Source organism: Rhodococcus sp. MTM3W5.2, assembly GCF_001984015.1.
Lineage (GTDB): Bacteria > Actinomycetota > Actinomycetes > Mycobacteriales > Mycobacteriaceae > Rhodococcus_G > Rhodococcus_G oryzae.
This window is the reverse complement of sequence record NZ_CP019572.1, coordinates 721750-748061: the sequence shown is the minus strand read 5'-3', so window position 1 is coordinate 748061 and position 26312 is coordinate 721750. Positions and strand designations below refer to the sequence as shown.

20 protein-coding genes and 1 pseudogene are annotated in these 26312 nt (G+C 63.2%); 13 read left to right on the top strand and 8 right to left on the bottom strand.

Annotated elements, in window-relative coordinates; genetic code table 11:
• The first annotated feature begins 749 nt into the window (after positions 1-749).
• Positions 750-1427 (top strand): TetR family transcriptional regulator, encoded by a 678-nt coding sequence (locus BTZ20_RS03535; RefSeq protein ID WP_077040397.1) that lies wholly within the window; start codon positions 750-752, stop codon positions 1425-1427.
• Entirely contained in the window at positions 1424-2353 is a 930-nt protein-coding gene (locus BTZ20_RS03530) for a TIGR01777 family oxidoreductase (protein WP_223263612.1), read from the top strand. Before BTZ20_RS03535 ends, BTZ20_RS03530 begins: the two co-directional genes overlap by 4 nt.
• 62 nt (positions 2354-2415) lie before the next feature.
• Here BTZ20_RS03530 and BTZ20_RS03525 read toward each other — a convergent pair whose 3' ends face one another.
• Complete coding sequence (locus BTZ20_RS03525) at positions 2416-3177, bottom strand: SDR family oxidoreductase (RefSeq protein ID WP_077043459.1); 762 nt, start codon at positions 3175-3177, stop codon at positions 2416-2418.
• A gap of 129 nt (positions 3178-3306) precedes the next feature.
• Here BTZ20_RS03525 and BTZ20_RS03520 point away from each other — a divergent pair, with 129 nt between their 5' ends.
• Positions 3307-3591: a winged helix-turn-helix transcriptional regulator gene (locus BTZ20_RS03520; RefSeq protein WP_083742498.1), complete on the top strand. Its 285-nt coding sequence runs from the start codon at positions 3307-3309 to the stop codon at positions 3589-3591.
• A 47-nt stretch (positions 3592-3638) separates the two neighbouring features.
• Here the strand turns inward: BTZ20_RS03520 and BTZ20_RS26535 are convergent, their stop codons facing one another.
• Together BTZ20_RS26535 and BTZ20_RS03515 are read right to left on the bottom strand one after the other, a co-directional pair.
• Entirely contained in the window at positions 3639-3974 is a 336-nt protein-coding gene (locus BTZ20_RS26535) for a hypothetical protein (protein ID WP_145982195.1), read from the bottom strand.
• Positions 3975-4120: 146 nt separating this feature from the next.
• Positions 4121-5218, bottom strand: a complete 1098-nt coding sequence (locus BTZ20_RS03515; protein WP_223263611.1) for a MerR family transcriptional regulator — start codon at positions 5216-5218, stop codon at positions 4121-4123.
• 647 nt (positions 5219-5865) lie between these two features.
• Between BTZ20_RS03515 and BTZ20_RS27630 the strand changes: the two are divergent.
• The 3 genes and pseudogenes from BTZ20_RS27630 to BTZ20_RS03500 form a co-directional block, all read left to right on the top strand.
• Positions 5866-6000, top strand: a pseudogene (locus tag BTZ20_RS27630) (acetyl-CoA C-acetyltransferase); the annotation flags it as partial.
• A gap of 119 nt (positions 6001-6119) precedes the next feature.
• Positions 6120-6596 (top strand): thioesterase family protein, encoded by a 477-nt coding sequence (locus BTZ20_RS03505; RefSeq protein WP_077040394.1) that lies wholly within the window; start codon positions 6120-6122, stop codon positions 6594-6596.
• A 1994-nt stretch (positions 6597-8590) separates the two neighbouring features.
• Positions 8591-9013 carry a thioesterase family protein gene (locus BTZ20_RS03500; RefSeq protein WP_189636582.1) on the top strand — a complete coding sequence of 141 codons (423 nt, stop codon included), beginning with the start codon at positions 8591-8593 and terminating at the stop codon, positions 9011-9013.
• A gap of 1308 nt (positions 9014-10321) precedes the next feature.
• Here the strand turns inward: BTZ20_RS03500 and BTZ20_RS27625 are convergent.
• Complete coding sequence (locus BTZ20_RS27625; RefSeq protein WP_077040392.1) at positions 10322-10885, bottom strand: PadR family transcriptional regulator; 564 nt, start codon at positions 10883-10885, stop codon at positions 10322-10324.
• Positions 10886-11348: 463 nt separating this feature from the next.
• Between BTZ20_RS27625 and BTZ20_RS03485 the strand changes: the two genes are divergently transcribed.
• The 3 genes from BTZ20_RS03485 (at position 11349) to BTZ20_RS03475 (ending at position 14607) form a co-directional block, all read left to right on the top strand.
• Positions 11349-12731, top strand: a complete 1383-nt coding sequence (locus tag BTZ20_RS03485) for a hypothetical protein (protein ID WP_077040391.1) — start codon at positions 11349-11351, stop codon at positions 12729-12731.
• 59 nt (positions 12732-12790) lie between these two features.
• The gene (locus tag BTZ20_RS03480) at positions 12791-13702 is read left to right on the top strand and encodes an alpha/beta hydrolase (RefSeq protein WP_077040390.1); all 912 of its coding nucleotides are present in this window, start codon (positions 12791-12793) and stop codon (positions 13700-13702) included.
• Between the two features lie 452 nt (positions 13703-14154).
• Complete coding sequence (locus BTZ20_RS03475; protein ID WP_077040389.1) at positions 14155-14607, top strand: hypothetical protein; 453 nt, start codon at positions 14155-14157, stop codon at positions 14605-14607.
• A 437-nt stretch (positions 14608-15044) separates the two neighbouring features.
• Here BTZ20_RS03475 and BTZ20_RS03470 read toward each other — a convergent pair whose 3' ends face one another.
• Positions 15045-16034 carry an RNA polymerase sigma factor gene (locus tag BTZ20_RS03470; RefSeq protein ID WP_077040388.1) on the bottom strand — a complete coding sequence of 330 codons (990 nt, stop codon included), beginning with the start codon at positions 16032-16034 and terminating at the stop codon, positions 15045-15047.
• Between the two features lie 149 nt (positions 16035-16183).
• Between BTZ20_RS03470 and BTZ20_RS26530 the strand changes: the two genes are divergently transcribed.
• A complete protein-coding gene (locus BTZ20_RS26530; protein ID WP_145982192.1) occupies positions 16184-16528 on the top strand; it encodes a hypothetical protein in 345 nt (114 codons plus the stop codon).
• Positions 16529-16988: 460 nt separating this feature from the next.
• On the opposite strand, the gene BTZ20_RS03460 is transcribed toward BTZ20_RS26530, so the two are convergent.
• Together BTZ20_RS03460 and BTZ20_RS03455 are read right to left on the bottom strand one after the other, a co-directional pair.
• The gene (locus tag BTZ20_RS03460; protein ID WP_189636580.1) at positions 16989-17756 is read right to left on the bottom strand and encodes an ABC transporter permease; all 768 of its coding nucleotides are present in this window, start codon (positions 17754-17756) and stop codon (positions 16989-16991) included.
• Positions 17757-17793: 37 nt separating this feature from the next.
• Entirely contained in the window at positions 17794-18729 is a 936-nt protein-coding gene (locus tag BTZ20_RS03455; RefSeq protein ID WP_077043456.1) for an ABC transporter ATP-binding protein, read from the bottom strand.
• A 1429-nt stretch (positions 18730-20158) separates the two neighbouring features.
• Here BTZ20_RS03455 and BTZ20_RS03450 point away from each other — a divergent pair.
• Positions 20159-21559 carry a hypothetical protein gene (locus tag BTZ20_RS03450; RefSeq protein WP_145982190.1) on the top strand — a complete coding sequence of 467 codons (1401 nt, stop codon included), beginning with the start codon at positions 20159-20161 and terminating at the stop codon, positions 21557-21559.
• Between the two features lie 248 nt (positions 21560-21807).
• Here BTZ20_RS03450 and BTZ20_RS03445 read toward each other — a convergent pair whose 3' ends face one another.
• Positions 21808-22407 carry a hypothetical protein gene (locus BTZ20_RS03445; RefSeq protein ID WP_145982189.1) on the bottom strand — a complete coding sequence of 200 codons (600 nt, stop codon included), beginning with the start codon at positions 22405-22407 and terminating at the stop codon, positions 21808-21810.
• A 1620-nt stretch (positions 22408-24027) separates the two neighbouring features.
• Here BTZ20_RS03445 and BTZ20_RS03435 point away from each other — a divergent pair.
• Together BTZ20_RS03435 and BTZ20_RS03430 are read left to right on the top strand one after the other, a co-directional pair.
• A complete protein-coding gene (locus BTZ20_RS03435; RefSeq protein WP_077040382.1) occupies positions 24028-25272 on the top strand; it encodes a lipase family protein in 1245 nt (414 codons plus the stop codon).
• A gap of 95 nt (positions 25273-25367) precedes the next feature.
• On the top strand, positions 25368-26291 hold the full coding sequence (locus BTZ20_RS03430) for an alpha/beta hydrolase (RefSeq protein ID WP_223263880.1): 924 nt from the start codon (positions 25368-25370) through the stop codon (positions 26289-26291).
• Positions 26292-26312 lie beyond the last annotated feature (21 nt).

Genomic DNA, 26312 nt, shown 5'->3' with positions numbered 1-26312 from the left:
CGCCGAGGTCGAGTGAGATAACCGCAAGCGCGGCCAGCGCGGATACGACCGTCACGGTAATTGCGTATCCGACCCCGAATCGGCGAGACCGGTCGAATGCGAGGCACACGATTCCCGGAGCGAGAAACACGAGCACACCTGCGGCCCAGCTGGCGTAGTAGGACGGCGAACCTTTGTGGAGCCCGTTCCATATCGCCCGCGGCGGCATCAAGTTCGGGCTCGGCACGTCGAGGACGCGCATAGCGGTCATGGTGATGGGAAGGTACAGAAAAACCCCGACGAGGAACCCGATGTAGACCCCAACTGCGGCGCTCCACCGCTCACGAACCTGACCTGCATCTGTCACTGCTATCCAATTCCGAAGAACGATTTAACGGACCCTGAACCCAAGACGAGGGACTTCCTCGCCAAGCCGAGTAGGAGCCCCTGATATGAGGTCAGCACAGCGGCCTGAACCACTCAACCCCACGAGTCAACCGAAGTGGGGGCAGTCCCGACGTTCGAGAGCATGCGAAAGGTTGTATCACTCGCGTGTTCTATTGACATCGGATCGACGTATGGCTCTGGTTCGAGCGATGTGCCAGTACTGGCCACCACGGCCAAACCATCTAGGGCGGGCCGCCGAATTCGGCCGACATGTCACCCGCCAGCGAGCCGACAAGCTTGGCGAGCGAGCACCGACCGCCCTATTTGAACGTGTTCAACTCTGGCGTACGCTCAAGTTGAACACGTTCAAATAGGGAGATGCCATGAGCGATCGCGGGACCGAGACTCGAGAGAAGCTGGTGGAGACCGCGTTGCGGCTCTTTCGTGACGAGGGCTTCCAGCCAACGACCATGCGCCGGATCGCGAAGGAGGCAGGCGTCTCGCTCGGTAATGCCTACTACTACTTCGCCAGCAAGGACGAGCTCGTTCATGAGCTGTATCTGGTGATCCAGCGCGATCACCGCGATCGGGCGCTTCCACTCCTGCGTGAGGGTGGCTCGCTCGAGGAGAACCTGACGACGGTCCTGCACTCCGGACTCGATGTCATGGCTCCCTATCACGGCTTCGGCGGCACATTTCTGCAGAGTGCCCTGCCGACCACATCGCGATCGAGCCCGTTTTCGGTCGAGTCGACTGACGCGCGAGCGATGGCAATCGATCTGATGCGCGATGTGCTGGTGGCCTCGCGGCAGAAGACGCCGCCGTCATTGGAGAAAGAGCTCCCCACACTTCTGTGGCTCGCGTATCTCGGCGTGACCTTGCACTGGGTCACCGATTCGTCTCCCGAGCAGACACGCACCCGCGCGCTGATCGACGGCCTTTCCCCTGTGGTCGCCAAGGCAGTCAAGCTCGCCCGATTGCCGGTTGCCCGGAGCATGGTCGGCGACGTCGCCAAGTTGATGGCCAAAGTCAGCACCAGAGAAGGAGTCACAACGCGATGAGCACCATGAACAGCGTCGTCATCTGTGGCGCGTCAGGCTACATCGGGCAGTACCTCCGCCGCTCGCTCGAAGCGGACAAGGTCGCGGTGCGGACAATCGGCCGTGGAGGCGTGAGCGATGCGACCTGGTCCGATGAGCAAGGGGTCGTCGATGTTCTCAGCGGCGCAGATCTGGTCGTCAACCTCGCTGGCCGTTCGGTGAGCTGCCGATACAACAAACGCAATGCCGATGAGATCTTCTCCTCACGGGTGGAAACCACCGCCCTACTGGGTCGCGCCCTAGCCCGTACGCCGCAGCCTCCGTCGCTATGGGCAAACGCCAGCACCGGCACGATCTACCGAGACGCGCGTGATCGACCGATGGACGAGATAACCGGCGAACTGGGCACAGGATTCTCCGTGGCCGTCGCACGAGCCTGGGAGCACGAGCTATTCGAAGCACCGACACCCATCCGCAAGGTCGCGCTCCGGATGTCGATCGTGCTCGGCGCCGGCGGCGGCGCGATCAATCCCGTCATCAATCTGACCCGCCTGGGCTTCGGCGGCAAGATGGGCGACGGCCGGCAGATGTTCAGTTGGGTGCACATTGAGGATGTCGTTCGCTCGATCACCCATCTCTTCGAACACCAGGACATCTCCGGGCCGGTCAACATCGCTGCGCCGTTCCCCGTGACCAACGACCAGATGATGCGTGAGATGCGAACGGCTCTGGGTCGACAGCGCGGGTTGCCGACACCCGGCTGGGTGCTGGAACTCGGTGCACGGATCATCCGCACCGAGGCCGAGCTGGTGCTCAAGAGTCGTTGGGTCGCCCCGGGTGTGCTCGCAGACAACGGCTTTCGGTTCAAGTATCCGACGCTGGAGTCGGCGTTGAACCAGATCGCTCAGGAGACTCCGCGCGGCCTACTTCCCGTGGCGCTCGGCTGAACGACAGCACGCCCGGATCAACCTTCACAGACCCAATGTCGCTGCCGATCGGTAGCAACAGGTCATGGGGTTATTGTCGCGAGGTAATCCAGCCCGCCGACGTATACCGTGTGACCCGTAGCGTCGTTGCTGCGAGTGGCATCGGCGACTGCGCGGGCGAACTCCTCGACCGTTGGCAGTGGTCCTTGATCTCGACGCGCTTCAACTGCGTCACTGTTTCGGCGTTCGAGTAGTCGCACGATGATCGTGCCGTCGATCATGTCGCCCGACACAACGGTGAGCGTGATTCCGTGATCGGAGAGCTGAGGGATCATGTTCCGCAGCGCATCTTCTCCTGCCCGCTTGCTCTCCGCGATGGGTGCATACTCGGCCGGCACAGGTTTGCGACCGTGAAAATGCGCCTGATGGCTGGTGACGAACACGATCCGAGACCCAGATGGCATGAGCGGCAACGCCAACTGGACGAGCCTGAGCTGCGCGTCGCGGTTGATCTTCATCGGATAGTCCGGCTCCGCACCGAGTTCGAGGCCACCAGACGCGTTGAGGACGAGCACATCCACGCGCCCGAACTCCTCGGCAACCTCGGTGATCAAGCCGTTCGCCGCCACCTCGTCTGATATGTCAGCACCGGCGACCGATGCAGTCCCTCCTGCTTGAGTGATGCTGTCAGCGACGGCCTGCGCACGCTTCAACTTCTCCCGATAGTTGATGATCACGTGATCGCCGCCCACCCCAAGCGCCCGCCCGGTCTCGGCGCCAATCCCGCGCGATGCCCCCGTGACCAGGACAACCCGCCGACCATCAACGTCCACGACCTCACTCATGCCACCCCTCCTCATACCGCAAACGCTTCTAATTTCGAACCACTATGATGGTTCGAAATGAGAAGCGCAAGAGAACCGCAACGATCCCGCCAGCTGAGCGAGCCCTCCCCCGAGCCGATACTTGCGGCGATGGAGCTCCTTGGACAGCGCTGGATCTTGCGTGCACTCTGGGAGCTAGAGCCCGGCCCGTTGGGCTTTCTCGAGCTACGCCGTCGGATGGGAAACTGCTCGTCGAGCACGCTTTCAGAGCGGCTGCAACAACTGCAGAACGCCAGAATGATTGAGAAGCGGGCCGACAAGAACTATGAGTTGACCGTCGCCGGCATGGAGCTCGGCGCCGCCTTGCAGCAAGTCTGGGACTGGTCCGAACGGTGGTCGTCGCGTCTCGATACCCGCTCCACCTCGGACGGTTAACAGTAGAAGTGGAGTCGCCAGGGCTTCACCCAAATGCCCATTTGGGTTCACCCATGGGCACCTGGAACGATCCCACCCGATCGGCGTTGGTCATCCGACGGTGCCGGTTCAGGATCGGGTGCGCGTTCGTCGAATATCCGACATTCGATGAAGAACTGCCCGAGACGGAAGGGCTCCGCGCGATCCCCTTCCCGCTCAAACTCTGTGCCTGTGCCGATCGAAGGGCGCACTTCCCAAGGGGCAGAATGGGTCTGCCGCTCGCCGACGGTGCAGTAACCACTGGGGCTGTGGAGATACTCCGCGCCCAGTTCCATGCGGTTGGAGGAAAGGCCCGTGGGGTCTTCGCCGCAGCCAGTTGCGGCGAAGAGCACGATCGCCAGCACCAGCCAACACCTTGGTGATGCAACCCACCTCGACCGCATCTGACTTCCTTCCCGCCGACGTAGGTGATCACCGCAGGGTCGGATGCGGTGAGCGCCCACCTGGGAGCTCTTGGACCGACGGTCCGATTCTGGGCTGGCGTGGGCGTCTATTTCGTAGCGGGTAGCTCGACAGGCATCAGGATCGAAAGACGGCTAGGGGAAGCGGGATTGCGAATTGCGAGGGGGCTTATGGGTCCATCTAGCTCTAGAACTAGCTGGTTCCCGGCAGCGGCATCCACAGCCTGGAGGAGGAACTCCCGATTGACACCAATCCGGAGGTGCCCACCTACTACTTCTGGGTCGACAGAGAGAACGCCTGTCTCATCGAGGACCAAAACAGTGACGCCAGATTCTGCGCCATGTCGTTCGTCCGTCATGCCACGGACCGCGGCAGCACCGCGCACCATCTCACGGAGCGCAGCCGCATCCATCTCTATGCGGTGGCCCCGTTGCGCGCGGAGAAGTCGTCGGTAGTCGGGAAAGTCGTGGTCCAGTCGTTGGCTGGCGATGGCGTGCGTTCCGATCGTGACGATGATCTGGTCTTCGTCCGCACTGATAGTGAGTTCGCCTGCTTGCCCTTCTAGGGCAGCAAGGAGGTCGTCGATGAATGCAGTCGGTGCGACAACGTTAAGGCCCCTCGCAGTGAAGTCAGTCGCCGGCGTGGAGGCGATCGCGAGCCGGCACCGGTCGGTGGCCACCAGGCGAAGCTCGTTGTCGGCGGCGTCGAGCAAGACGCCGCCGAGCATCGGAAATTCAGGGTCAGTGCTGACAGCGAAACGGACGGCGGTCAAAGCCTCGAGCAGTCGCGGTCCATCAACTGAGAGCCTGAATTGGGATTCGGTTGCTGCCATATCGCTTCTTCCCTTCCCGAGAATGAGTTGTTCGACCGCTGAGAGTTCACGGCGGGCGTCGGAAAGGCCCTCTTCAAGGCGCCGGAGGTGGGCATTGAGTAGCGCCACCACAGCTGCCGGATCGGATCGATGGTCGAGGACACGGCCTATTGCCGGCAATGCCATACCGACGCGACGAAGCCGAGCGATTAGTCGGGCCTCATCGACCTGATCGTGGCCGTACCAGCGGTACCCGGTCTGGCGATCTACCAGCGCCGGAACGAAAACCTCGGCGCTGTCGTAGAACCGCAGGGCACTGACGCTAAGCCCGCTTGCCCGCGCCATGCTCCCGATTCCCAACATGTTGCTCTTCACGTCAACGAGTCTCCAGGCTCGACAAGGTCGAGAGTCAAGCCCGCAGCTACTGGTCAGCCTCAACTGTCAGGGCACTGGGATCAGCCGGGGCGGATCGGGCCCGGCCCGTAGTCTGCGCTCCAGTCACAGGCTCAGGCTTCCCGGGACGTATTCGCAGGCCGCTGCAATAACGCAAGGAACCCGACCGTCGATTCCCCATTCGGGAACCCCGGTGACATGGCTTGGGCCGCCCACAAGCAGACCGTCGGAATCCTTGGTGAGCACGAAGCGGGCACCCATCGCGCGCGTAGAACACGGCCGGGCCAGCTCCGCTGCCGCCGCTGGCCATGACTGACTCATGCCTGCACTTCCTTCTCGCGGAAGGCCCTGGGATCCAACAGATTCCGGATGATGTTCAGCTCTCTTCGTCTGTGGGTAGGCAGGGTTCACCCGCGTCGGACAGGTGCGGAATTCCCGGGAGTTCCGCTTCGACCCGCCGCCTTTGCCGCTCCGCTGCGCCAATCGGTGCAGTGTGCTTGCGCCAAGCAAATGCTTGGTTTTATGATGGGCGAGTGACCGTCGCCGAGGCATCCGAGTCCGCACGTCGCAATAAGCTGCCGGCCCGGGCGGCCTGGCTGTTCGCCGGACGCTGACTGGCTTCGCGGCGAGTCATGCTGGCCAGGCTGAATAAGGTCGGCGCCGAACCCGACAAGGTCAACGGCAACGGCAACGGGGGCGCCATCGCCCTGGGCCATCCCCTTGGCGCAATCGGCACTGTGAGCAACCCTGCTGAACGTGCTGGAACGGGGCAACTGCGTCACCGACGAAGATCCCCGCTGTCCGATCGCAGCCACCCGACACAAGGACAACTGCACTGATTGGCCGAAGGCCCCAACGACGATTAGATACAGAAGGTGGCGACTTGCGAACCCTCGAATGTGACGTCGATGCAACGTGGATCGATATCAACGACCACATGAACGCCCAGTACTACGGGATCGTGGTCTATCGCGCACACGCCGCGTTCACCGACGTTCTGGGCCTCGGCGACGACTACGTCCGGGAGACGAGGTTCGGGAAGGTCGTCGTGCAGACCGCAATGACCTACGAACGAGAGGTACGACGCGGGGCACGACTGGCTGTCGATTCCTGGCTACTGGGTGTGGATGCCAAACGCCTGCACTTCTTCCACGAAGTGCACAATCTCGGCGACCAAACACGGGTAGCCATCTCCGAGCAGCTAGATCTGCACGTCGACCTCGAGACGAGAAGAACTACTCCGATGCCCCCGGACGTCCTCGCCCGGCTCACGCGTTTCGCTGCTGAACAGTCTGCGACTGGCCGACCCGAGGGTGTGGGGCGCACGATTCGCCTTCCCGTTGGAAGATCCGCGACATGAACGCGACATCGGACGCGCTCAGTCCACGGATGGACTGTCGCGAACGGCCACGCTGTGTCGCTCTGCCGATCCAGACGGCGCCCGTACTCTGTCGGGATGCCCCTGGCGAAGTTTCCTCTACGTCAACCACCTGCTCTCATCGTGTCGTGCATGCTCGTGGTCGCAGCCCTGGGGATTGGCTCTTACTTCCTGTTCTTCTCGAGCGGTTCCACATACCCACGAGAAATTGAGCTCAATGGCCGGCAATACGTCAGTGGAAATACCGATGAAACTGCATCGGAACTACCTTCTGCTGCGATCCATGAGAGAGAGGGTCGCCCGTATGCCGTCGCAACGCATGTCGGCTCACCCGGCTGGGACGTCTACGGAGTGAGCGGGCCAGGCACCCCCACAATCCTCTTCCTGGCCGTGCAGCCAGGCGAATATCTTCCATACACACTGCAGGGCGGACCGTAATGGGCTTCCCTGCAATGCATTTCACTGACTCGACACGACGGGCCTGGGCGCTTTCGAGTTCGACCCGCTCCTCAGACCCCCAGCGAATTCAGCGGTGGATCAGATTCCAGGCGCCGAGCACTGCGCGATCCCCAAAGCTCCTCGCCAACCCGAAGGCCAAGCGCGAACCAACCTGGAACTCATCCAGATTTGTGTGATTTGGAGTCCTCGCTAAGTGTGATCACCGACTGGTCAACCTATCCAATCCGCTTACAGCCCAGACCGAACCGGCATAGGTGAACACCCCTCCATCCATCCATATCCATTCCATCCATTCACCGGCTCCATCCACCCACAGTTCCAACAGGTAGAGGGCGCTTCCACTCGCGTGAGCGCCTTTCTTCATTCCCCGGAACGCCGCGAATACACCGCGAGCGGACTACCGGGCGGCAAGGGTCTGCTGCACGACCTGGTGACATCTGAGATGGCTTGCCCCGATGGGCGGGGGTGTTCGGTTACTTCTCCAGGTAGTCCCGTGGTCGTCGATGACCTAGAGGCGTTCGCGGAGGCGTTCTCCGGTGTCAGTGGAGGTCTTTGCATGCGTGGTGGTGCGACAGGGAACGAACACCTGCGGTAGCCGGGTCGACAGTGGGTCGCGTCCCGCAAACCCAACGGGATCCCATCGAGGTCAGCCCAAAGACATTCGGCCCCCAGGCAAGTCGGCGGGGAGTGGATTCCTCGGGCCCGCCCGGCGAAAGGTGCCGCCTCTGACACACAGATACCCGACCTCCATGAGGTCGGGTATCTGCACACGCGACTATTGGATCAGGATCCGAACTTGCCGAGCAGGCACTCGAGCCCCTGGCAATCATTCTTTCCAGGCACGGCGACCGAACCAGGCACGGCGACCGGAACCGTTTGAACGCGACCACTTGCGAAGGCATCCAGCCAGATCTGGACGATTCTATTGGAGTCGGCGGGGGAGCGTCGTTCACACATGCCGAGTAGACGAGATAGTCGCCGTCGGGGACGTTCATGACGTCGGTTTGGAACGTGCTATTGAGCCGGACGGCCGTGTATCCGTATGGGTAGGCAATACTGAAGTCAGGTTCATCACTTGTAGGATCGTCGGCCGGCTTCTGGCCGAGCACGAAGCAATAGACGTCTGCTCCGGTCGTATTGGCGATTTTGGGCGTCACAGTGTTGCCAGAGGCAGTGACCGTGAAGGTGACTCCATCTAGGAGGGCCACGCCCGGAGTTGCCGCTGCGGTTCCGGTGGCGAACAGCGCAAGCGGTGTAGCAGCCAGGGCAGCGACTGCTACACGGGCGGCAAGTCTCGTCACAGAAGTACTCTCGTTCCTTGTTGATAGCTGGGTAGAGGGCTGGAATGCCACCCGCTGGAAATCATGCCAGTGCATTGTCTGAACCAGTGAACCGTGCGGGGTTTCTTGCCGCTCCTATTCTGGCGACAACTCCAGTTGGAGGGTCGATGGCTCAGCGTAGTAGATCGCCTCGAATTCATCGGGCGTGATGTAGCCCAAGTGCTGTGCAGTCAGCGGGTGTTGAACCAGTCGACCCACATCGTGGTCTATCGCGCACACGCCGCGTTCACCGACGCTCTAGGCCTGGGCGACGAGTACGTCCGGGAGACGAGGTTCGGGAAGGTCGCCGTGCAGACCGCAATGACCTATGAACGAGAGGTACGGCGCGGGGCGCGGCTGGCCGTGGATTCCTGGCTGCTGGGTGTGGATGCCAAACGGCTGCACTTCTTCCACGAAGTGCACAATCTCGGCGACCAAACGCGGGTAGCGGTCTCCGAGCAGCTGGACCTGCACGTCGACCTCGAGACGAGAAGAACTACTCCGATGCCCCGGACGTCCTCGCCCGCCTCACACGTTTCGCTGCTGACCAGCGTGCGGCTGGCCGACCCGAAGGTGTGGGGCGCACGATTCGCTTTCCGCGGCGTTGACCGCCGCACCTGAATGCCATCAACTGGAATCAATCCAGATCTGTGTGATTAGAAGCGCCCGATAAATGTGATCACCGACTGGTCAACCTACCCAATCCGCCTGCGGCCCAGACCGAACCGGCATAGGTGAACACCCCGGACGGACGGACCTGCTCCATGCGCCAGCACGCCATCTGGACCGCCAGGCTGACTGACTCACCCACCCCATCCGGTCGGTTCCAATCCATCTACCCCTACTCCACGACCAACTGAGCGACAATTGGAGGCTGGACCGTCTACGCTCAGAACATTCCTCGTAGGAGGTGGGGCCATGTCTCGCACCGCACTTCGACGTCGAGGGGCAGCCGCCACCGCTGCGATCCCGGTCGCGTTCCTCGTGTCGCTGTCTACCGGTCTACCGACCGCTGGGGCCGCCCCGACCGACGCAGTCCTCCCGGTCCCGGTCGTCGGCCTCGCCACAGGCCCGACAGGATTCCCAGGTCCACCACTCGCCCAGCACGTCACCGCCCGAACCGATCCGGCCGCCCCGGGCACCACCGTGTTCCTCGGCACCGAGACGCCGTACTGCGTATGTGTTGTCCATTGGCGCAATCTCACGACCGGCTCAGCCGGTGTGGCCGGTGTCTGGCACTCGGCCTATGCGCTCACGCCGAGCCCTGGTCACGTGACCCAGACCGGTTCCGGGATCCTGGTTGCGGCGGTCACGGCAGGCGGTGCGCCGGGCTATCCACTGACCCCGGCAACGCTGCTGCCGGGCGGCGGTACCTGGACAGTGCCGTAGCTCCTACCGGAGCGAGGCCAGCGATTCGAGATCGGCGCCGAGACCCTCTCCCTTGTCAGAAAGGCAGCTCCGAGGACGATTACCGAGAAGAAGCTGTGGCGGACGTTCCGTCGACCGTGACGGCGACGGGTCAGTGAGCTATCCCGTGGGACTGGCACGAGAACGACCACATCAAACCTGGCTGCCAACCTGGAACTCATCCAAACTTGTGTGATCAGATGCCCTCGTCAAGTGTGGTCACCGCCTGGTCAACCTATCCAATCCTCCTATAGCCCAGAATGAACCGGCATTGGTGAACACCCTCACACGCGCACATCCACCCATCCATCCATAGCTCCAGCCTCCAACCGTCCATCCATCGTCGGCTCGGTCGTATTCGTCGACGGCGGCATCGACGCCGCGTTCCGCGGCAAGGACTCGCCGAAGGTCTGGCAGACGACATGTGACAACAGCGCCGGCGCCCATCGACGTCCTGCCACCGCGGAGTTGGCCGTCGCTGCCGGAACTCCCGGGTTCGGCGCCACCGCTGTCGAGAACGGATCAGTCCGATTCACCCTCCAGCCGTTGCAGAGCCGCCTCCAGCCAGGTGAGGTACCCGTCCATGACGCCCTGCCCGCGCTCGATCGCGAGGGCATAGACCTGGAACGCCCAGCCTTGGTCGATTTCGGGAATCGTCTCGATCTCGCTCGACGAATCGGTGAGGGACGTGCGCCCCTCGACCTGCTCGCGCCTGTACGCCAGTTCCCTGCGCAGCACCGCGAGTGCGATCTCGCGGTCGAGTTGCCCTCCGAAGACGAAGCGAAGCATGAAATCCGGGTCCATCGGCCGTGGTGCCGGATCGAACGGCGACCGCGCCCACGCAATCAGCGCCTCTGTTCCGGTGTCGGTGAGCCGGTACACCTTGGCATCGGGCTTGCCGTCGCGCTCCTCGACCTCGAACCGCACCCAACCTTGGTCTAGCAGCTTTGCCAGCGTGCGGTAGATGTGCGGAAGCTGGGCTCGCCACCCGACGAATCGGCCGGGCCCGTCGAACCATTTGTGCAGGTCATATCCCGTAGACGGCCGAATGGCGAGCACTCCGAGAAGCACCTTGTCGATTCCCATACCGAAGTTTCTCATATGTACTAAGGTATATATACCTAGGTACATATGAGGTGCTTCGTGGGCCCCCGGGGCCAGAGACCTTCGGACGGAGACCATGGCAACCACCGTCCCCACCGCGACGCACCACCTTCCCCTACGCGCCCAATTCAGGAGCAGAACCATGAAATGGAGAACCAGGTCGGCAGCGGTTGGCGCTGCCCTCTTCTGCATCACGATCAGTGCGACTCCGGCTCCGGGGGCTTTGCCCTTCGCCGGCTTCGTGGACGCCGGTTCGACGGCGACGGGTTCGACGGACACGGGCTCGACCGGCTCGGGATCGACGGCTCCCGGAGAAGCAGGGGTCAGGCTTGAGACGATTTCAGTCCCTCCGAACGTCAGCAACCCACAGAACCCCTCGTACAGTCGTGACGGCAAATGGGTCGTGTTCTCGGGGTGGCTCGACGACGCACCACGAGCAGAAATCATGAGGATCCGTGAGGACGGAACAGGATTCGCGTGTCTGAGCTGCGGCCTGGTACCGGACATCACCAAGCCCCTCAGCCAACCACAAGTGTTCCCGGACAACACACGGATCCTGTTCAACACCGGGCTCAACGCCCAAGGCGTCGCTGTGCTGGAGTGCCACAACGACATCGGCGACTGCGCGGATCCCGAGGTGTTGCCCATTCGAGTGCCGGATCCGGGCACCGGCTACGTCATTCAGGGTGGACGCGAATTCCGGATCAACCCCGACGGCAAGCAGGTCGCGTTCACGCAACTCCGGGCGTCAACCAAGGGTGAGCCTGTGATGTTGTCGACAGTGGGGCAGCTCCAGCGCCACGACGACGGCTACACCATCAGCGACGCGCGGGTGGTCTCCGAACTCGGCGAGGTGAAGAACTTCACACCGGACGGTAAGTCGGTGATCGTCACGGCATTCACCCGCAGTCCTTTCGAGTCAAACAATCCGGACAACGTAAAGATCGATCTCGCCACCGGGGAACAGTCGAGAGTGACATACGCGCTCGACTACGACGAGGACATGACCTTCTCCCCGAACGGCGAATGGTACGTCGTGGGCACCGGCCGCACCGCGGGCTTGTTCGAGACAGTCTCGCAACTCGAGCGCCCCAACTTCATCGGACCGGGCACCCAACAGCTGTTCTACACACTCTTCAAGCAGCGGCGGCAGTACCCGCACCTGCTCGAACCGTGGCTGGTGCGTACCGGCTCCGAAGCCAACGGAGGCCTCGGCCAGCCCCTGACACCGGACTCCGTACCGGACGGATGGGACGGACGCATGAAGCTGCACTGGTCACCGGACGGGAGCAAGATCCTGTTCTGGGAGAAGCGGATCGGGTCCGAACTCAACCTGCCGTCGCGGATGGTCGTTGCTCACCTGAGCGGTCACGGAACGACCCCGCCTTTGCCCCGGCCGGACACTGCTCCGACACCTACGTGGGCACCCCCGCTGCACAATCACGTTCCTGCGGCCACCGAGTTGCCGGAATCTCGCCCAGGCAAGCACAGCGGGTCCGTCGCGATCACCGCGCAGCAGAACCCGGAGAACCCGAAGGAGACCATCATCGATGTTGCCTACCATGACTTCTCGGACGACGGTGCATCGACGATCAACGGAACCGAACGGGCCGTCTACACCACTGTCGGCATGATCGGCCAGAGCCACTACACCGCCGATCTCACGAGCCGCGGCCGGAACAACGGCTATCTGCGGGCGGACGCGACGGCGATTCCCGGCGTCGGCTCGGACGACCCCGAACTCCCCAGCGAGGGACCCGACGGGACGCAGCTGCTCGGATACATCGAATCCGAGATCAACGGCAACAAGCTTCGGCTGCCCCACTAGGCCCCGATACACGTGGGAAATGAAAGGAATCAAATGGAATTCATGAACAGGCGCACATCATGCTAGCCGCCGCGCGGCGGCAATCGATCGGCCTGCTGAAGGCGGCCGCTCTCGCGGTCACGCTCACGGCACTGGGATCGGAGGTCGCCTCCGCAGGCATCCCCGAACCGCCCGTCCACACCGATTCGACACCCGAGTCGGTGACCACGGTCGATCTCGAGTACCCCACCACCGGGGGCTCCGAGGCGATGACCGTCTACTCCCCCGCGGACCCGTCCGCGTCCCCGGCGCCGGCAATCGTCATGGTGCATGGTGGCGCATGGGCGAGAGGCTCACGCACCTTGCTAGACAGTCAGGCCCGCCGCGCCGCTGCGGACGGTTTCGTCGTGTTCAACATCGACTACAACCTCGATGCGCCCAGGAATCCTCGCCAATTCCTGGAGGTGACAGCGGCGATCGAGTACATCCGCACACACGCGGACGACTTCGGGATGGACGCCGACAGAATCGGTGGCCTCGGAACCTCTGCGGGCGCGCACCTGCTGATGCAGGCCGTGACCGCAGGCAACGCCCCACTGCAGGCAGTGGTCGGGTGGTCCGGTCCCTACGACCTGACCGCGCAGATCTCTCCGAAGGGCGACGCGTTCATGCTCGGCGCATCCGCCGCCTACCTCGGCTGCGTCCCCACCCCGGCCCTGTCCGGGGTATCGAGCGAGTCCGTGAACCGGTGCGCCGACGACGCTGCCGAGGCATCTCCGATCCGGCACGTGTCGGAGGGGAATCCGCCGGTGCTCCTTTTCAATTCATCTGACGAGCTCATTCCTGTCGAGCAGATGACCGCATTCGCCGAGCGGCTGCGGGACGTGGGGACGCCGGCCGAAACCCAAGTGCTACCAGGATCGAAGCACGCGGTCGCCTACTCCGACGCTGCGCTCGACCCGACTCTCACCTTCCTTCGGCACCACCTCTGACCGCGATGTCTCGGGCACCTCGCACCGAGTCTCTCCAGGATCGTCCCGGTGGCGACTCGGCGGCGAGGTGCCGGCGACTGTCAATCACCCGAATACCAACAGCCTGAAACTGATCCAGACTTGTGTGATCTGGAGCCTTCTTAGGTGTAATTACCGAATGGTCAACCTATCCAATCCGCATGCAGCCCAGATCGAACCGGCATGAGTGAACACCCCTCCATCGATGCCTTTCCATCCATTCCATCCATCGTGGAGCTGCTCCCATCGGACGCCTAAGGCGTGTCCCCTAAATGCTTGGTCATCGCCCACGGCGGCGCCAGGATGCTTCGGACTGTTCACACTCATCGCCTTCTGATCGTGCTCGTTGACGCGCTAGTCGCCGACCTCGGCAGCTCTCCTCGGATACGCCCGCCTCTCGGAGAGGCTGGCGTATCGATCCCTATGATGCGGACATGTTCGAGTTCGTACTCTGGGGCTCCACTGGACTCATCGTGGCTGGGCTCCTCGCATTCTGGTGGCGTCAAGATGCCCGAGAACGCAAGGAAGCCGAGCTCTTCAAGCGGTGGGCCAACGCGACGGTATGGAACAGCGATCCATCGGCGAAGATCGTGGTGATATCTCGGACGGTCGAGGATGTCGCCACGCTCAGCGACGGCGTCGTGGAGATCGAAGCGGTTTTGACCTCAGACTCGCCAGTAGTCGCGGAAGCGGGATGGTATCTCCTCATCACGGGTTGGACGGATGCTCAAGACCGCGCGAAACCAGGCGAATCCATCGCGTTCGGGCCCGCTGAGATCCTCGACTCGTTCCCACCCCACACGCCTGAGGTCGTAGATCGACTGAGGGGGCGAGGGGATCGACCACCTCGCCTCGCGAGTCGGCTGCTCGGGCTCCGGGGACTCTAGGGTGCGTCCCCACTCGCGACTCACTCAAGAACCATCGCGCGAACCATCACCGGCTTTAGGAGACACGCCCTAGTCGCGTCCTGACGGCCACCAACTTGGAACGGATCCCGATTTGTGTGATTTGGAGCCGTCCTTAAGTGTGACTACCGAGTGGTCAACCTATCCAATCCGCATGCAGCCCAGATCGAACCGGCATAGGTGAACACCCCTCCATCCATCCAGCCGTCCATTCCATCCATCCCATAGGGTGTTCACCCGAAGATCGGCCCACGAGTCTCATCCGGGCGCCGCGGCGAGATGCATGAGTAGGCACTTGGCTTTCGGTCCCCCATGAGGCCGCGGAGGATCAACCGTCGAATCCGGGATCCGATGCGCCCTCGTATCCCGATGGTAGCTCCCGTCCTGCATCACCGGTTTTACCTGGATCAGGACGGTGGTCAGCGACTGAAGTCGAGGTTGACTGGTTCGGTGATTGTTGGGCCGGTCGTGGGTATATCGGTTCCGACCTTCTCGAATGTCAGGCCTGAAATGTCGACCGCTCCCGCGCCTGACAGCAGGACACCGAAGGCGATGCCGCGCGCCTGCGGAACGACGTCAAGCACGATCTCCGCGCTCATCCACCCGGTAGTGCCGCGCACCGCGCGGTCCTGCATGTTGTCGAATGCCTCGACCCCGGCGGGCCCGTCGATACGCAGCCACAGTGCGGCCCACCCTCCAACGTCACCGCCGCGGAGGGAGCCGGCGAACCTGATCCGACACCCGACGTACTCGTCGGCGGCGATGTTCTGCGTCGCGGTACCGAAGCCCTGTGGCGAATCAGCGGTGCACCGCAGTTGAGCAATGGCTTTGCCACCGACAGATTCGGTCGTCTTGTCGAATGTGTAGTCGGCGGGGTGGCTTCCCGCAATAGTCCAGCCGTTCATCTTTGTGCTCCTGTCTCGTGTGGGGTGGGGCAAAACGGTCGCAAGCGTCGCGCGTGCTCGGTGCAGGGTGCTTTTCACGATGCTCGCCGAGATTCCGAGGCGGGCAGCGATATCGGCGACGCTCAGGTCGCTGTAGTAGTGCAGGACGAGTACCTGTGCCTGTCGTGACGGAAGCGCCTTGACCGCCTCCGCTACCTCGTCCAAGCGGGAGAATCTATCGGCGTCGACGACCGCTGGCTGCGCGTACAGCGCGGTACGCAGCAGAGCAGCCTCTTCCCGTTGGCGGCGACGCAGCTCGTCCATGCCCGCGTTGTGTGCGACGGTCGAGATCCACGGCGCCAGCGAACCGATGGGAGTTCCACGCTCAGTGCTCAGCCAGGCGCGGACCAGCGCCTCCTGGACCGCGTCCTCGCCATCTGCCCAACCGCCCAGCCGAACCTGTAACCGGCGCGCCGCCCCGGCGAACTGTCCCGATACCCACGACTCCAGATCTTCGACACCCATACAACCCTCCCTTCAACCGTCCTCACCATGTAGACGTTCGAGAGCATGCGAAAGGTTGCCATCACTCGCGTGTCCCGTTTGGGGATCGTTGAACAGCGCGCAGTCGAGCACCGATTCGGGTGGCTACCAGCGGCGACTAGCATCCTGACGTGCGAGCCGTACTTTTTGACGTTGATGGCGTGCTGATCGACTCTTACGGCGGCTACCGGGAGGTTTGGAGTCGCTGGTGCGCGATGCGGTCGGTTCCCTTGGAGATGACCTGGGCGGCGACCCATGGGCGACGACCTGTCGAAACGATCGCTGAGGTCGCCCCTCATCTCGACCCGGCGGAAGAATATGGAGTGCTCAGGCAGCTGATGCGAGGCATCGGGGATCAGTTCCAGGCATTTCCTGCGGCAGCGCCGTTACGAGGGCCGGGCGATCAAGCCACAATCGAGCGGATACCGGCACCACCACCACGCGACGTGGTGCCGACCCGACAGGCGGTGCGCTGAATCAAACCGCGGAGCCGAACATCAGGTTTCCTAATGCGAGGTCCATGTCGGTGATCGGTTGATTGGGGCACGGGCCTGGCATGTTCCCGGTAGAGACGCCGCCTGAGGCAGCGACAGCGTCCCAGCACTCCTTGATCTGCTGCGGGCTGAAGGTCCGGTTGAACCAATTGGCCTCCCAGAGAGTAGCGGAACCCGACTGGACGGAGCTGCCGCTTGCGGGAAGGATCCCGCCACCGATGGAGTCTTGGGCGTGGGCGGCTACAGGGGCTGCGGCCAGGAATAGCCCCACGGTCAGGAATACGGATCGGATCAAGGTGAGTCGCATGGTGGTCAGCTCCCTATGGTCAGGATTGCGGATCGGGTCAAGGTGTGTCGCATGGGGTCAGCTTCCTACGTAGCCGATAGTCGGGGCGTATCCAGCGTTGCGGAGGGACAAGCTTGCGCCTACCTGGGGTGGCGCCTAAGCGTCGCGTTTTGTGATCACGATCGACGCAGTTGCGGTGAGGACCGTGGCGATCGTCGTGATATACGCGAACGCCCACCAGCCTGGAAGGATCGCGGCGTTCTCGAGCGACTCCGGGGTGCTGTCGAACAGGAAGTGCAGGGCTACCGTGAAGGGCAGCCACGGCTCGATGGCGGATCCGACACCGGGGATAGCGGAGACGACGTTCTCGATGAGCAAGGGGTAGAGCACGATGAGCGCTACAGCGGCGACGGTGTTCTTGATGAGCATCCCGACTGCGACAGCTGTTGCGGCACCGACCATGTAAACCAGTCCAACCCCTGCGACCGCGCGCAACTGCGCACCTGTGGTGATGGACGCGACGCCGCTGGGATTGACGAGCTTGGCAGTTCCGTAGGCGAGCCAGGCGGTGCCTTCGCCGATCAGCGCTGCCAAGAGAGCGACGGCAGCCGTCTTGGCGAACACCACTTTGCCGCGACTAGGAGTCGTTAGGAATGTGAGTTTGATTGTCCCAGTTCGGTATTCCGTGGTCGCCGCGAGGACAGCCATGATCATGACGACCACAAGGCCAGCGATGCAGCCGGCCTGTGTGTTGTTGACTGATGCTCGCATGTTGTCCGCGAACTCGGGCATGCTTAGATCGGTTGCCCTGCGGTGTATTCCCGCCCACACCACGGCCCAACTGCACGCCAAGACCACGATCAGTGCGCCGCACCACCGCGTCGATCGCATGGAGACGAGTTTGACGACTTCAGCGGCGAGCATGTGCACCAGTTCCGTTTCTGAGGTTCGCCCTCGCATGTCAGTCACGGGCGGTCGTACCGTCGGCGTCGCTGATCAGATTCACGAACACATCCTCCAGTGAGCTGTCGGACGTCGCGACCTCCGAGAGTTCGAGTTCGTGTACTGCGGCGATCGTCCCCACCTCGCGGCGGTTGGTGGCCGCGACCAACAGGCTCGGTGCCTGCTCTGTCTCAGACTCGACGTGCAGGTCGGGGCTGCTGAACGTTGGGATTCCCTTGGCGCGCAGCGCGTCGTCGAGCTTCGACAGTTGTGGTGATCGCACCTTCAACATGCCGCCGCCTGCCTGTGCGATGAATTCGTCGGTCGTGCACTGCGTGACAACGCGGCCGTGATGGACGATCACCAGGTCGTCGGCGAGTATCGCGATCTCAGGGACCGAACGGCCGGACACCAGTACCGTGCGCCCGTCGCGGGCACACTGTGCGAGCATCCCTCGGATCCACGCGACATCTCCTTGCCCACGTTCGTCGAAGGGCGCGTCAGCGATCACCACGGACGGGTCTCCGAGAAGCGCCGCCGCCACACCGAGCCGTTGCAGCATCCCATCGGAGAAGGTATCGATCCGCTCGTCCGCCGCATACGTCAGGTCGACCTGCTCCAACACGGCGTCTACACGTCGCAGGGAGATCCTGCCTGTCAGTGCCACCCAGCGCAGATGCGTGCGGGCAGAACGGTATCGATATATCCAGTCTGCATCGAGTATCGCCCCCACCTCTGTGGACGGTCGTTCCAGGTCCCGCAATGGGCGTCCGCCGATGAGCGCGTGGCCGCTGGTGGGGTGGTCGAGTCCCAGCAACATCCGCAGGGTGGTCGATTTCCCTGCCCCACTGCGGCCAAGGAGCGCCGTGACCCGACCCGCTCGCGCGGTGAACGACAAGTCGTCGACGGCACGCGTTGACCCGTAACGTTTTGTCAATCGGTGTGCCTCGATCACGCGCTTCTCCCCCATCATGCAGCCCGCTCGACTTCCCCCAGATCCTCACAGGCTACGGACTCGTCCCCATCAGTGGTCTTCGTCGAGTCAATCGACCACAGTGTGGCGGATCGGTCGCTCGTATCATTATGGGACAGACCAGATGCGGAGCCCTGGCCTGTCCTCCCCATTTCTCAATTGAGCGGACGTGGACCGTCCCGGGTTGATGCACACGTTGGCTACTTGGGTGCATCAACCCGGGACGGTTCATACTCGTACTCGATCGCGCCGTCGACGTTGAAGTTGCCGATCATGCGCGCTCGAGCCATCCCCGGCATCAGGGTGGCTACCCCCAAGCCCATGGCGAGCGTGACGTAGCAGCGACAGCTGCCCGCGCCCTTCGTCTTCTAGATCGCCACTCGTGAACACCCTTTCGCTATGCAAAATCAGCCATGGCTACAGCTGATTGGCGGCCAACAGTACGGGCCCCTAACGAACAATGTGCGTCAATCTCCCGCATGTCGTCACACCGAAATCAGGGATAATCCACACGGGATTCTTGTAAATCCCGGGCGAGGTGCTCATCCCCGAGCGATCCAGGACAACATTCGCAGGCTCGTCGAATACAAAGGGGTTCAACTATTTGGTGCAATCATTCGACATGTCCGAACTTCGGCAAAGCGACCCGGCGTTCCGTTGCCCCTTCCCGCATCTCGACAACGTGAGGCCGGCACAGGCGTTCCGGCGACACCTCCTGCATGTCAGTCCAGGGAATCTGGGCCCTTCGCGGGTTGTGGCGGGCGATGCTCTCCGCTACGCCTGTTGGCGCGAAGGCTCGGGCCCGAGGGGAACCTCGGGCTTGGAGGTAGCGCACGGATTCCTCGTCTATTCTCGGACGGCGGGTGCGACCGAGATTGAGTCAGCGGTGACAACGAGAGCCAGTGTCTGTGCGTTGCGTCCCGTGCCGCTTCGCACCCAGCCCTCCGTTGACTAGTGCAGAGAAGCTGTAACTGACTGCAGCGCAACTGGTATTGAACAGCTCGAGATCATTTCCGACAGATACCGGCCATCTGTGGTCATCGTCCGGATCTGCTGGCCAGTGCGGACACGGTGCGCAGCTTCAAGCACCGTCGGGGCCTACCGGTCCAGAACCGGTACGATGCGCGCCCGCTGACCTGGCACCGAGATGAGCACATATTGTCGTCGCGTACGAACCGCTGCGCCGGTCACCGCTGACATCTCTACGGCACTTAACCCGCACCAAGCCCGAGTACGAGTGCCGTCGGGGCGCCCATCGTGGGCCAACAGGCCGAAGCCGGGTGAAGGGCGCGCACCGCAGCGGGACTGCAGCCTAAGTATCGAACTTGTCCAGACGTCTGGACAAGACCTCGCTGCCAGGCCCACGCGGCCCTGTGCGGACGTAACGGTCCGAAGCCGACATCATGGTCGCATGGGCATGCATCGCACCTCACCAACTCGCGTCGTGGTCGGCTTTGTCGTGGCGGCCCTCACTGCCACGTCCCTGCTCGTATCCGCGCCGAGCGCGGCCGCCACTCCGGTTGCTTCGACCTCCAGTCCTGGCCAGCAGGCATCCTCCGCCGCGGCGTTCGTCGACTCGATCGGCGTCAATGTCCACCTGCACTACACCGACACCATCTATGACCGATACAACGACATCATCAAGCCCAGGCTGCTCGAGCTGGGGGTGAAGAACCTCCGTGACGGGATCTTTACCGATCCGGCAGCTAGCGCTAGTTCGACCTACTATCAGCGCCTGCGCGACCTCGCTCAGTCCGGCATGAAGTTCAACCTCATTTCCTCCATGCAGACACCTCGGGGCCAAGCCACCGACTTCAACAAGCTGGCTGATGTCGTCGCGTGGTCTGGCGGAAACAACGCCGTCAGAACACTCGAAGGCGTCAACGAACCAGATGCACAAAAAGTCTCAGACTGGGCGGCAAGGACGCGCACCGTTCAGGAGCAACTGGCCTCAACGGTGCGATCTACTCCGACCCTGAATGGCATCGGAATCATCGGGCCCTCGTTGACCAAGACCGAATCCACTCGGGCCCTAGACGATCTGAGTGGCCTTTCCGACTACGGCAACATCCACAACTACCCGTCCGACAGAAACCCAGAGACGCAAGGATGGGGCCCGAACGGCTATGGGAGCCTGCTCTGGAACCTCAACTACATCGCACGACCCGTCACAGCGCAGCGGCCGGTGATAAGCACCGAGACCGGCTACTACAACAGCCCCACATCTGACTCAGGCGTGAGCCGAACAGCTGCAGCCACCTATATCCCGCGACTCCTTCTCGGCAGCTACGACGCGGGGATCAGGCGGGCCTTCTTGTACGAGTTGGCCGACCAGAAGGCCAATCCGAACGACAAGGAGGCGAACTTCGGGCTGCTCGACTCCACGGGTAAGCCGAAGGAGTCCTTCAAGGCTCTTCAGGGCCTGATTCACCTTCTGTCCGACCCACAGGGGGCGAACTTCCAGCCGGGCCGGCTCGACTACTCGCTCGCAACTCAAGCGCGCGACATCCAGACCTCGCTGCTCCAAAAGTCTGACGGCACGTTCTTCTTGGCCGTCTGGCGCGCTGCACCCGTTTGGGACGTCAACGCTGATCGCGAGGTACAGGTGCCGGCTGCACCCCTGCATGTGACTCTGCCGGAAGGGTCGAGCGCGCGCGCCGTTCATGAGCTTGGACAAGACGGGCTCATGAGAACCCGCTCCTTGTCCGGTCCTCAGGCCGATCTACAGGTAGGACCGACCGTGCAACTTGTCGAGATCGGGACGTCCGCGCCTCAGCCCACAACCCCGACGCCCGGCAGCTCGTCCAGTTAGTCCTCCCCATCCGGTTCTGCGAGCAACTGAGATTGGAAACCTTCCAGATTTGTGTGATCTGGAGCCATCACTAAGTGTGATCACCAACTGGTCAACCTATCCAATCCGCATGCAGCCCAGCCCGCTCCGCCATTGGTGAACACCCCTCCATTCCATCCATCCATCCAGGAGACCATCCATCAGGCCTCCACCCAGCATCGACACCCGCCGACGGGTGGGCTCGGACTCTCTGCGGGTGCCGGCTCGACCTACCAGCAGTGGCGCCCGAGGAACTCGACATCGACCACCGGGCCCGTCGGGCGGGCAAAGTTGCGGCCCACCCAATGCCGTTCCGGCGGCGTGAACACCAACTCCTCTCCCGGACCGGGAGAATACGACCCCGCTGCGGGAGGACTGCCGCCCCGGTCCGACCCCTCGGCGAAATACCACGCCGTCTGCCCGTCGTACAGAAACTTCACCGTGCCGTCGAGGGTTTCGAGGCGGGCCTTGCATCCGTCGCGGGTCAGCCACGCACCGTCGGGATTCAGGCACATCAGCACCGGATCCTCCCCGTATGTGGCGCATTTGACGCGAACCGGTTCGTCATTCGGCCGGTAGGGCCGCACGATCCCCTGCACCGGGGTCGTCGGGCCGTCAACCATCGTCACCAGAACTTCGATCCATGCGGGATCTTGCCCCCTCTGTCTGAGCCAGGGGAGGTAGCTCCGCGCTCCAACTGGGTGCGAGAGGTGTGCGGTGGTGGCGTGAAGGTTTGCAACACAACGGTGTTCAACAGCTTCAATCCGTGGGCGCACGACGTCGCGCAGATGCAGGGTCGGCTCGAAGGTGGGATCTCCCGCGTCGGGCATTTCCAATTCTGGGGGCCGAACGGCTTTGTGTACAACGGCGTCAACCGCGGTTGGGGTCCGGGTGAGCGTGACACCTGGGTCGGATACGCACCAGGCAATGCGGGAGCGCTCTGGTGCGCACGCTTCTGGGAAGGCGGGAATGGGAACTGGGTCGATGTTTCCGGACCCATCTGCGTCACAGGCTGAGTTGTCGGCCGTGTAGCCGCGCCCTGGGGATCGGCGGTTGGACGGTAATCCGGCCGCTGATCCCCTCGGGGCGCGTGTCGGATGGCTCGACCGCGATCGATGACCACGTGACAGACTCGATGGCAAAGGGAGGTTGGTGGAGATGCGACGAAGTAACAAAGCCAAGTCCGAGAAGGCTCCAGCCGCACAGCCTCGGAAGCTGACGCACAAAGAACTGACGATGTATGGCGGGGCCGGCGCATCGCTGCTGGGCGGCGACTCGCCTGAGACCGCGGTCGGTAAGGGTATCGCCGCCCGCGGGTACGCAGGAGCTACGAGCCAGAGCTATAAGTACCACACTCGCTGGCGTCAAAAGGTGGCCTCGACGCACGGGTTCTGGCGGAAGCTCAAGGTCATTGTGATCGGGTAGTGGTCAGAGCCCGTTCGGGGATCCCGCGGTCCATCTCGGAGTTCGTTGGCGGCCGGATCGGTCAGCCGCGAAACAGGCTGACGCACATCGCACACAAGCCAGCTGGCGAGTGGTCGCGGAGGCCAGGCTGGCGGACCGGTCACCACGACGGCCCCGACACCTGAGGGTACGCGGGCGCCGTGGCCGGCCTGGTCAGGCGAGGACCAGCTCCCCCACTTCGGTCGTGATCGGCACCGCTTTGGCGCGGGTTTGGACCGTAAACCGCAGCTATAAACAAGTCACACGGTCGACATATTTCCGCAGGTCACCAGAGTGTTTGCGATGAAACCCCCATTTTATTGCTCAACAGTTGATTTCGTATAACACAATGCATCATGCGTGACGTTCACACTGAGCTTTGCTGTAGCGATCAGTGATCCCCACGTAGACCCCCGCCGAGATCATGTGACACGGGGGCACCTCTGGGCTGCAAACCAATTCGTCAGCCGAGATGGGCAAGTTGGCCGGATTGCGACCTTCCGCGCACGATCCCAACCTTTCTCCATGCCACAGCCGTGGGGCACCATTGCCTCAAATCCACTGCACCCCAGACGGATTAGAAACTGAGCCTATTTGGCGATCCCAGAGTAGTTGAGCCAGCTTAAAGTTCGCGCATACCGTCGAGTGCTTCTGAACACAAACACTAGTTTGCGAAACATTGACAGGTTGACACTGTTAATTCTAGGCCGTGTGGTCACACATTCTTCGATAACCTTGCTAGCGCATGGCCGCAGGCCGCCATGACACCCCCACGAGGACCTGGCTGCGGCCCTACTCGATCGAGTTGTCCCAGACACCCCGTTGAGTTCAGCTGTGGAAACCAGCCACAGTGTCCACCTCACCCGACCGGTGTACCCGTCCGAAACGGCCACAGCCCTGGCCAATGCGGGCTGTATGCACCGCTTGGCCGGGCGAACGACGTATCTGCCTTGTGCCAGCGTCGCTGCTGGGGCGCACGGTGCTGGGCACCCCGACGAAGGATGAGAATGCGAACTGCCACTTCAGGATCCCGGACCAGGAGGGTCGGTACCGCCATCGCCGCCTCTGCGGCCGCCGCCACGGCGGTCCTGGCCGCGGCACCGGCCGCGAGCGCGAGCCCGATCATCTACCCGGCCTCGCTCCAGGACGGCTTCTACGACGCGCCGGCCGACATCGCGGACCGCCAGCCCGGTGACGTACTGGCCGCGCGGCCGGTCCCTGCACCGTTCGGGTTCATCGACACCGACGCCGTGCAGCTGAAGTTCCGGTCGACGAACTCGGAGGGTAAGCCCATTTCGGCTGTGACCACGGTGTTCTCGCCGCGGAACGCGGCACCGGGGCGGCCGCTGCTGTCCTATCAACACATCATCAACGCCCTCGGACTCGGCTGCGCGCCGTCGACGGCGATGTACACCGACGACCCGAAGCTCGCGATCCGGGAGGCGCCTGGACTGAACGTCGCAATCCAGAAGGGCTGGTCAGTGGCCGTCCCGGACCACCTCGGGCCGACCAGTGCATACGGCGCGGCGAAGGTCGGTGGACAGATCACTCTCGACGGCATCCGGGCCGTCCAGCGGCACGCCGCGCTCGGGCTCGCCGCCAGCCCGGTCGGAATGGCCGGCTACTCCGGCGGCGGAATGGCCACCGCGATGGCCGCGGCGATCGCCCCGACGTACGCCCCAGAGCTCAAGCTCGCCGGCAGTGCATACGGCGGTGCGCCGATGAACATCGACAAGATGGCCAAGGCCCTCGGCGAAGTCCGCCATCCGGCGTTCGGGCTTGCGATGGCCGCCGCGCTCGGCCTCGAGCGCGAGTACCCGGACCGGATGCCGATCACGTCCCAGCTCAATGCGGCCGGGCAGGAGCTGCGCGACCGCATCGCCAACGCGTGCACCAATGAGATCATGCTCTACGGCGTTGGACGCAGCATCGCCGATGTCGCCGACCCGGCCATCGGACGCGCGTTGCTCGACAGCCCGCCGGTGCAGGCGGTGCTCGCCGAGAACAGCGTTGAGGACGTCGCCTCGGTGCCGAATGCGCCTGTGTACGAGTGGCACTCCGGGACCGACCCTCTGATCCCGGTCGACTCGATCACCAACACGATGCGCCGCTACTGCGACGCGGGTGTGCCGGTGCAGTCCGAGGTGGTCTCGAGCCCGGAACACCTCTCGGCCGCGGCGATCGGCCTTCCCGGCGCACTGAAGTTCCTCGAGGACCGATTCGCCGGCATCGCCCCGACCTCGAACTGCTGACCAGAGAGACGAAGAGGCGAAATCAGATGGTGCGCAGGCACACAACCTCACCAGCGCGTCGAGTCGCGGTTACAGCTGGAGCGCTCGTCGTGGCAATGGCGGGAGCACTCGGAACCTCTGGGCCAGCCGTCGCCGCGGCTGTGCCGATCACGCACCGCGCACCGACCGGCGGCTACGAAGAAGTCACCATCAGGTCGGCGATGGGAGCGGTCAAGGTCCAGATCCAGTGGGCCAGGCGCGGCGGCGACGCCGCGCTCTACCTGCTCGACGGGCTGCGGGCCCGGGACGACGTCAACGGGTGGAACCTCGAAACCGATGCCGCCCGGCAGTTCGCGGGCGACAACGTCACCTTGGTGATGCCCGTCGGCGGTGAGTCGAGCTTCTACACAGACTGGATCGCGCCGTCCAACCTCAACGGTCAGAGGACGACGTACAAGTGGGAGTCGTTCCTCACCCACGAGCTTCCCGACTACCTGGCCACCCGTGGGGTCTCCCGCACGAACAACGCAGTCATCGGGCTATCTATGGGCGGCTCGGCCGCACTGTCGCTCGCTGCGCACCACCGGGACCAGTTCAAGGCCGCTGGCTCCCTCTCCGGCTACCTGAACCTGTCGGCCCCGGGCATGCGGGAGGCAATTCGCGTCGCGATGCTCAGCGGTGGCGGGTTCAACGCCGACGCCATGTGGGGCCCGCCGTGGGGCACGGGCTGGCTGCGCAACGACCCGTTCATGTTCGCTCCTCAGCTCGCAGGCCTACCGATCTACGTGTCCGCGGCCAGCGGATTACCCGGGCAGCATGACAACCCACAGGGTGTGGGCGGGCACGTCAACAACGCCAGCGCGATGGCCCTCGAGGCCCTGTCTCTCGCACAGACTCGCGCGTTCCAGATCCGACTAAACACCCTCGGCCTGCCGGCCCAATTCGATTTCCCGGCCACCGGCACGCACTCGTGGGGCTACTGGCAAGACGAGCTGGCCAAGGCCCGGCCGATGATCCTAGACGCACTGGGCGCCCACTAACAGCCGACACAACGCCGGTGC

What these genes read in the sequence shown, in the direction of transcription:
- BTZ20_RS03485 (WP_077040391.1), top strand. Translation starts at nt 11,349, where the DNA reads ATGAGGATCCGTGAGGACGGAACAGGATTCGCGTGTCTGAGCTGCGGC.
- BTZ20_RS03475 (WP_077040389.1), top strand. Translation starts at nt 14,155, where the DNA reads ATGTTCGAGTTCGTACTCTGGGGCTCCACTGGACTCATCGTGGCTGGG.
- BTZ20_RS03470 (WP_077040388.1), bottom strand. Translation starts at nt 16,034, where the DNA reads ATGGGTGTCGAAGATCTGGAGTCGTGGGTATCGGGACAGTTCGCCGGG.
- BTZ20_RS03535 (WP_077040397.1), top strand. Translation starts at nt 750, where the DNA reads ATGAGCGATCGCGGGACCGAGACTCGAGAGAAGCTGGTGGAGACCGCG.
- BTZ20_RS03480 (WP_077040390.1), top strand. Translation starts at nt 12,791, where the DNA reads ATGCTAGCCGCCGCGCGGCGGCAATCGATCGGCCTGCTGAAGGCGGCC.
- BTZ20_RS03450 (WP_145982190.1), top strand. Translation starts at nt 20,159, where the DNA reads ATGGGCATGCATCGCACCTCACCAACTCGCGTCGTGGTCGGCTTTGTC.
- BTZ20_RS03460 (WP_189636580.1), bottom strand. Translation starts at nt 17,756, where the DNA reads ATGCTCGCCGCTGAAGTCGTCAAACTCGTCTCCATGCGATCGACGCGG.
- BTZ20_RS03525 (WP_077043459.1), bottom strand. Translation starts at nt 3,177, where the DNA reads ATGAGTGAGGTCGTGGACGTTGATGGTCGGCGGGTTGTCCTGGTCACG.
- BTZ20_RS03520 (WP_083742498.1), top strand. Translation starts at nt 3,307, where the DNA reads ATGGAGCTCCTTGGACAGCGCTGGATCTTGCGTGCACTCTGGGAGCTA.
- BTZ20_RS03445 (WP_145982189.1), bottom strand. Translation starts at nt 22,407, where the DNA reads ATGCCCGACGCGGGAGATCCCACCTTCGAGCCGACCCTGCATCTGCGC.
- BTZ20_RS03530 (WP_223263612.1), top strand. Translation starts at nt 1,424, where the DNA reads ATGAGCACCATGAACAGCGTCGTCATCTGTGGCGCGTCAGGCTACATC.
- BTZ20_RS03435 (WP_077040382.1), top strand. Translation starts at nt 24,028, where the DNA reads ATGCGAACTGCCACTTCAGGATCCCGGACCAGGAGGGTCGGTACCGCC.
- BTZ20_RS27625 (WP_077040392.1), bottom strand. Translation starts at nt 10,885, where the DNA reads ATGGGAATCGACAAGGTGCTTCTCGGAGTGCTCGCCATTCGGCCGTCT.
- BTZ20_RS03430 (WP_223263880.1), top strand. Translation starts at nt 25,368, where the DNA reads ATGGCGGGAGCACTCGGAACCTCTGGGCCAGCCGTCGCCGCGGCTGTG.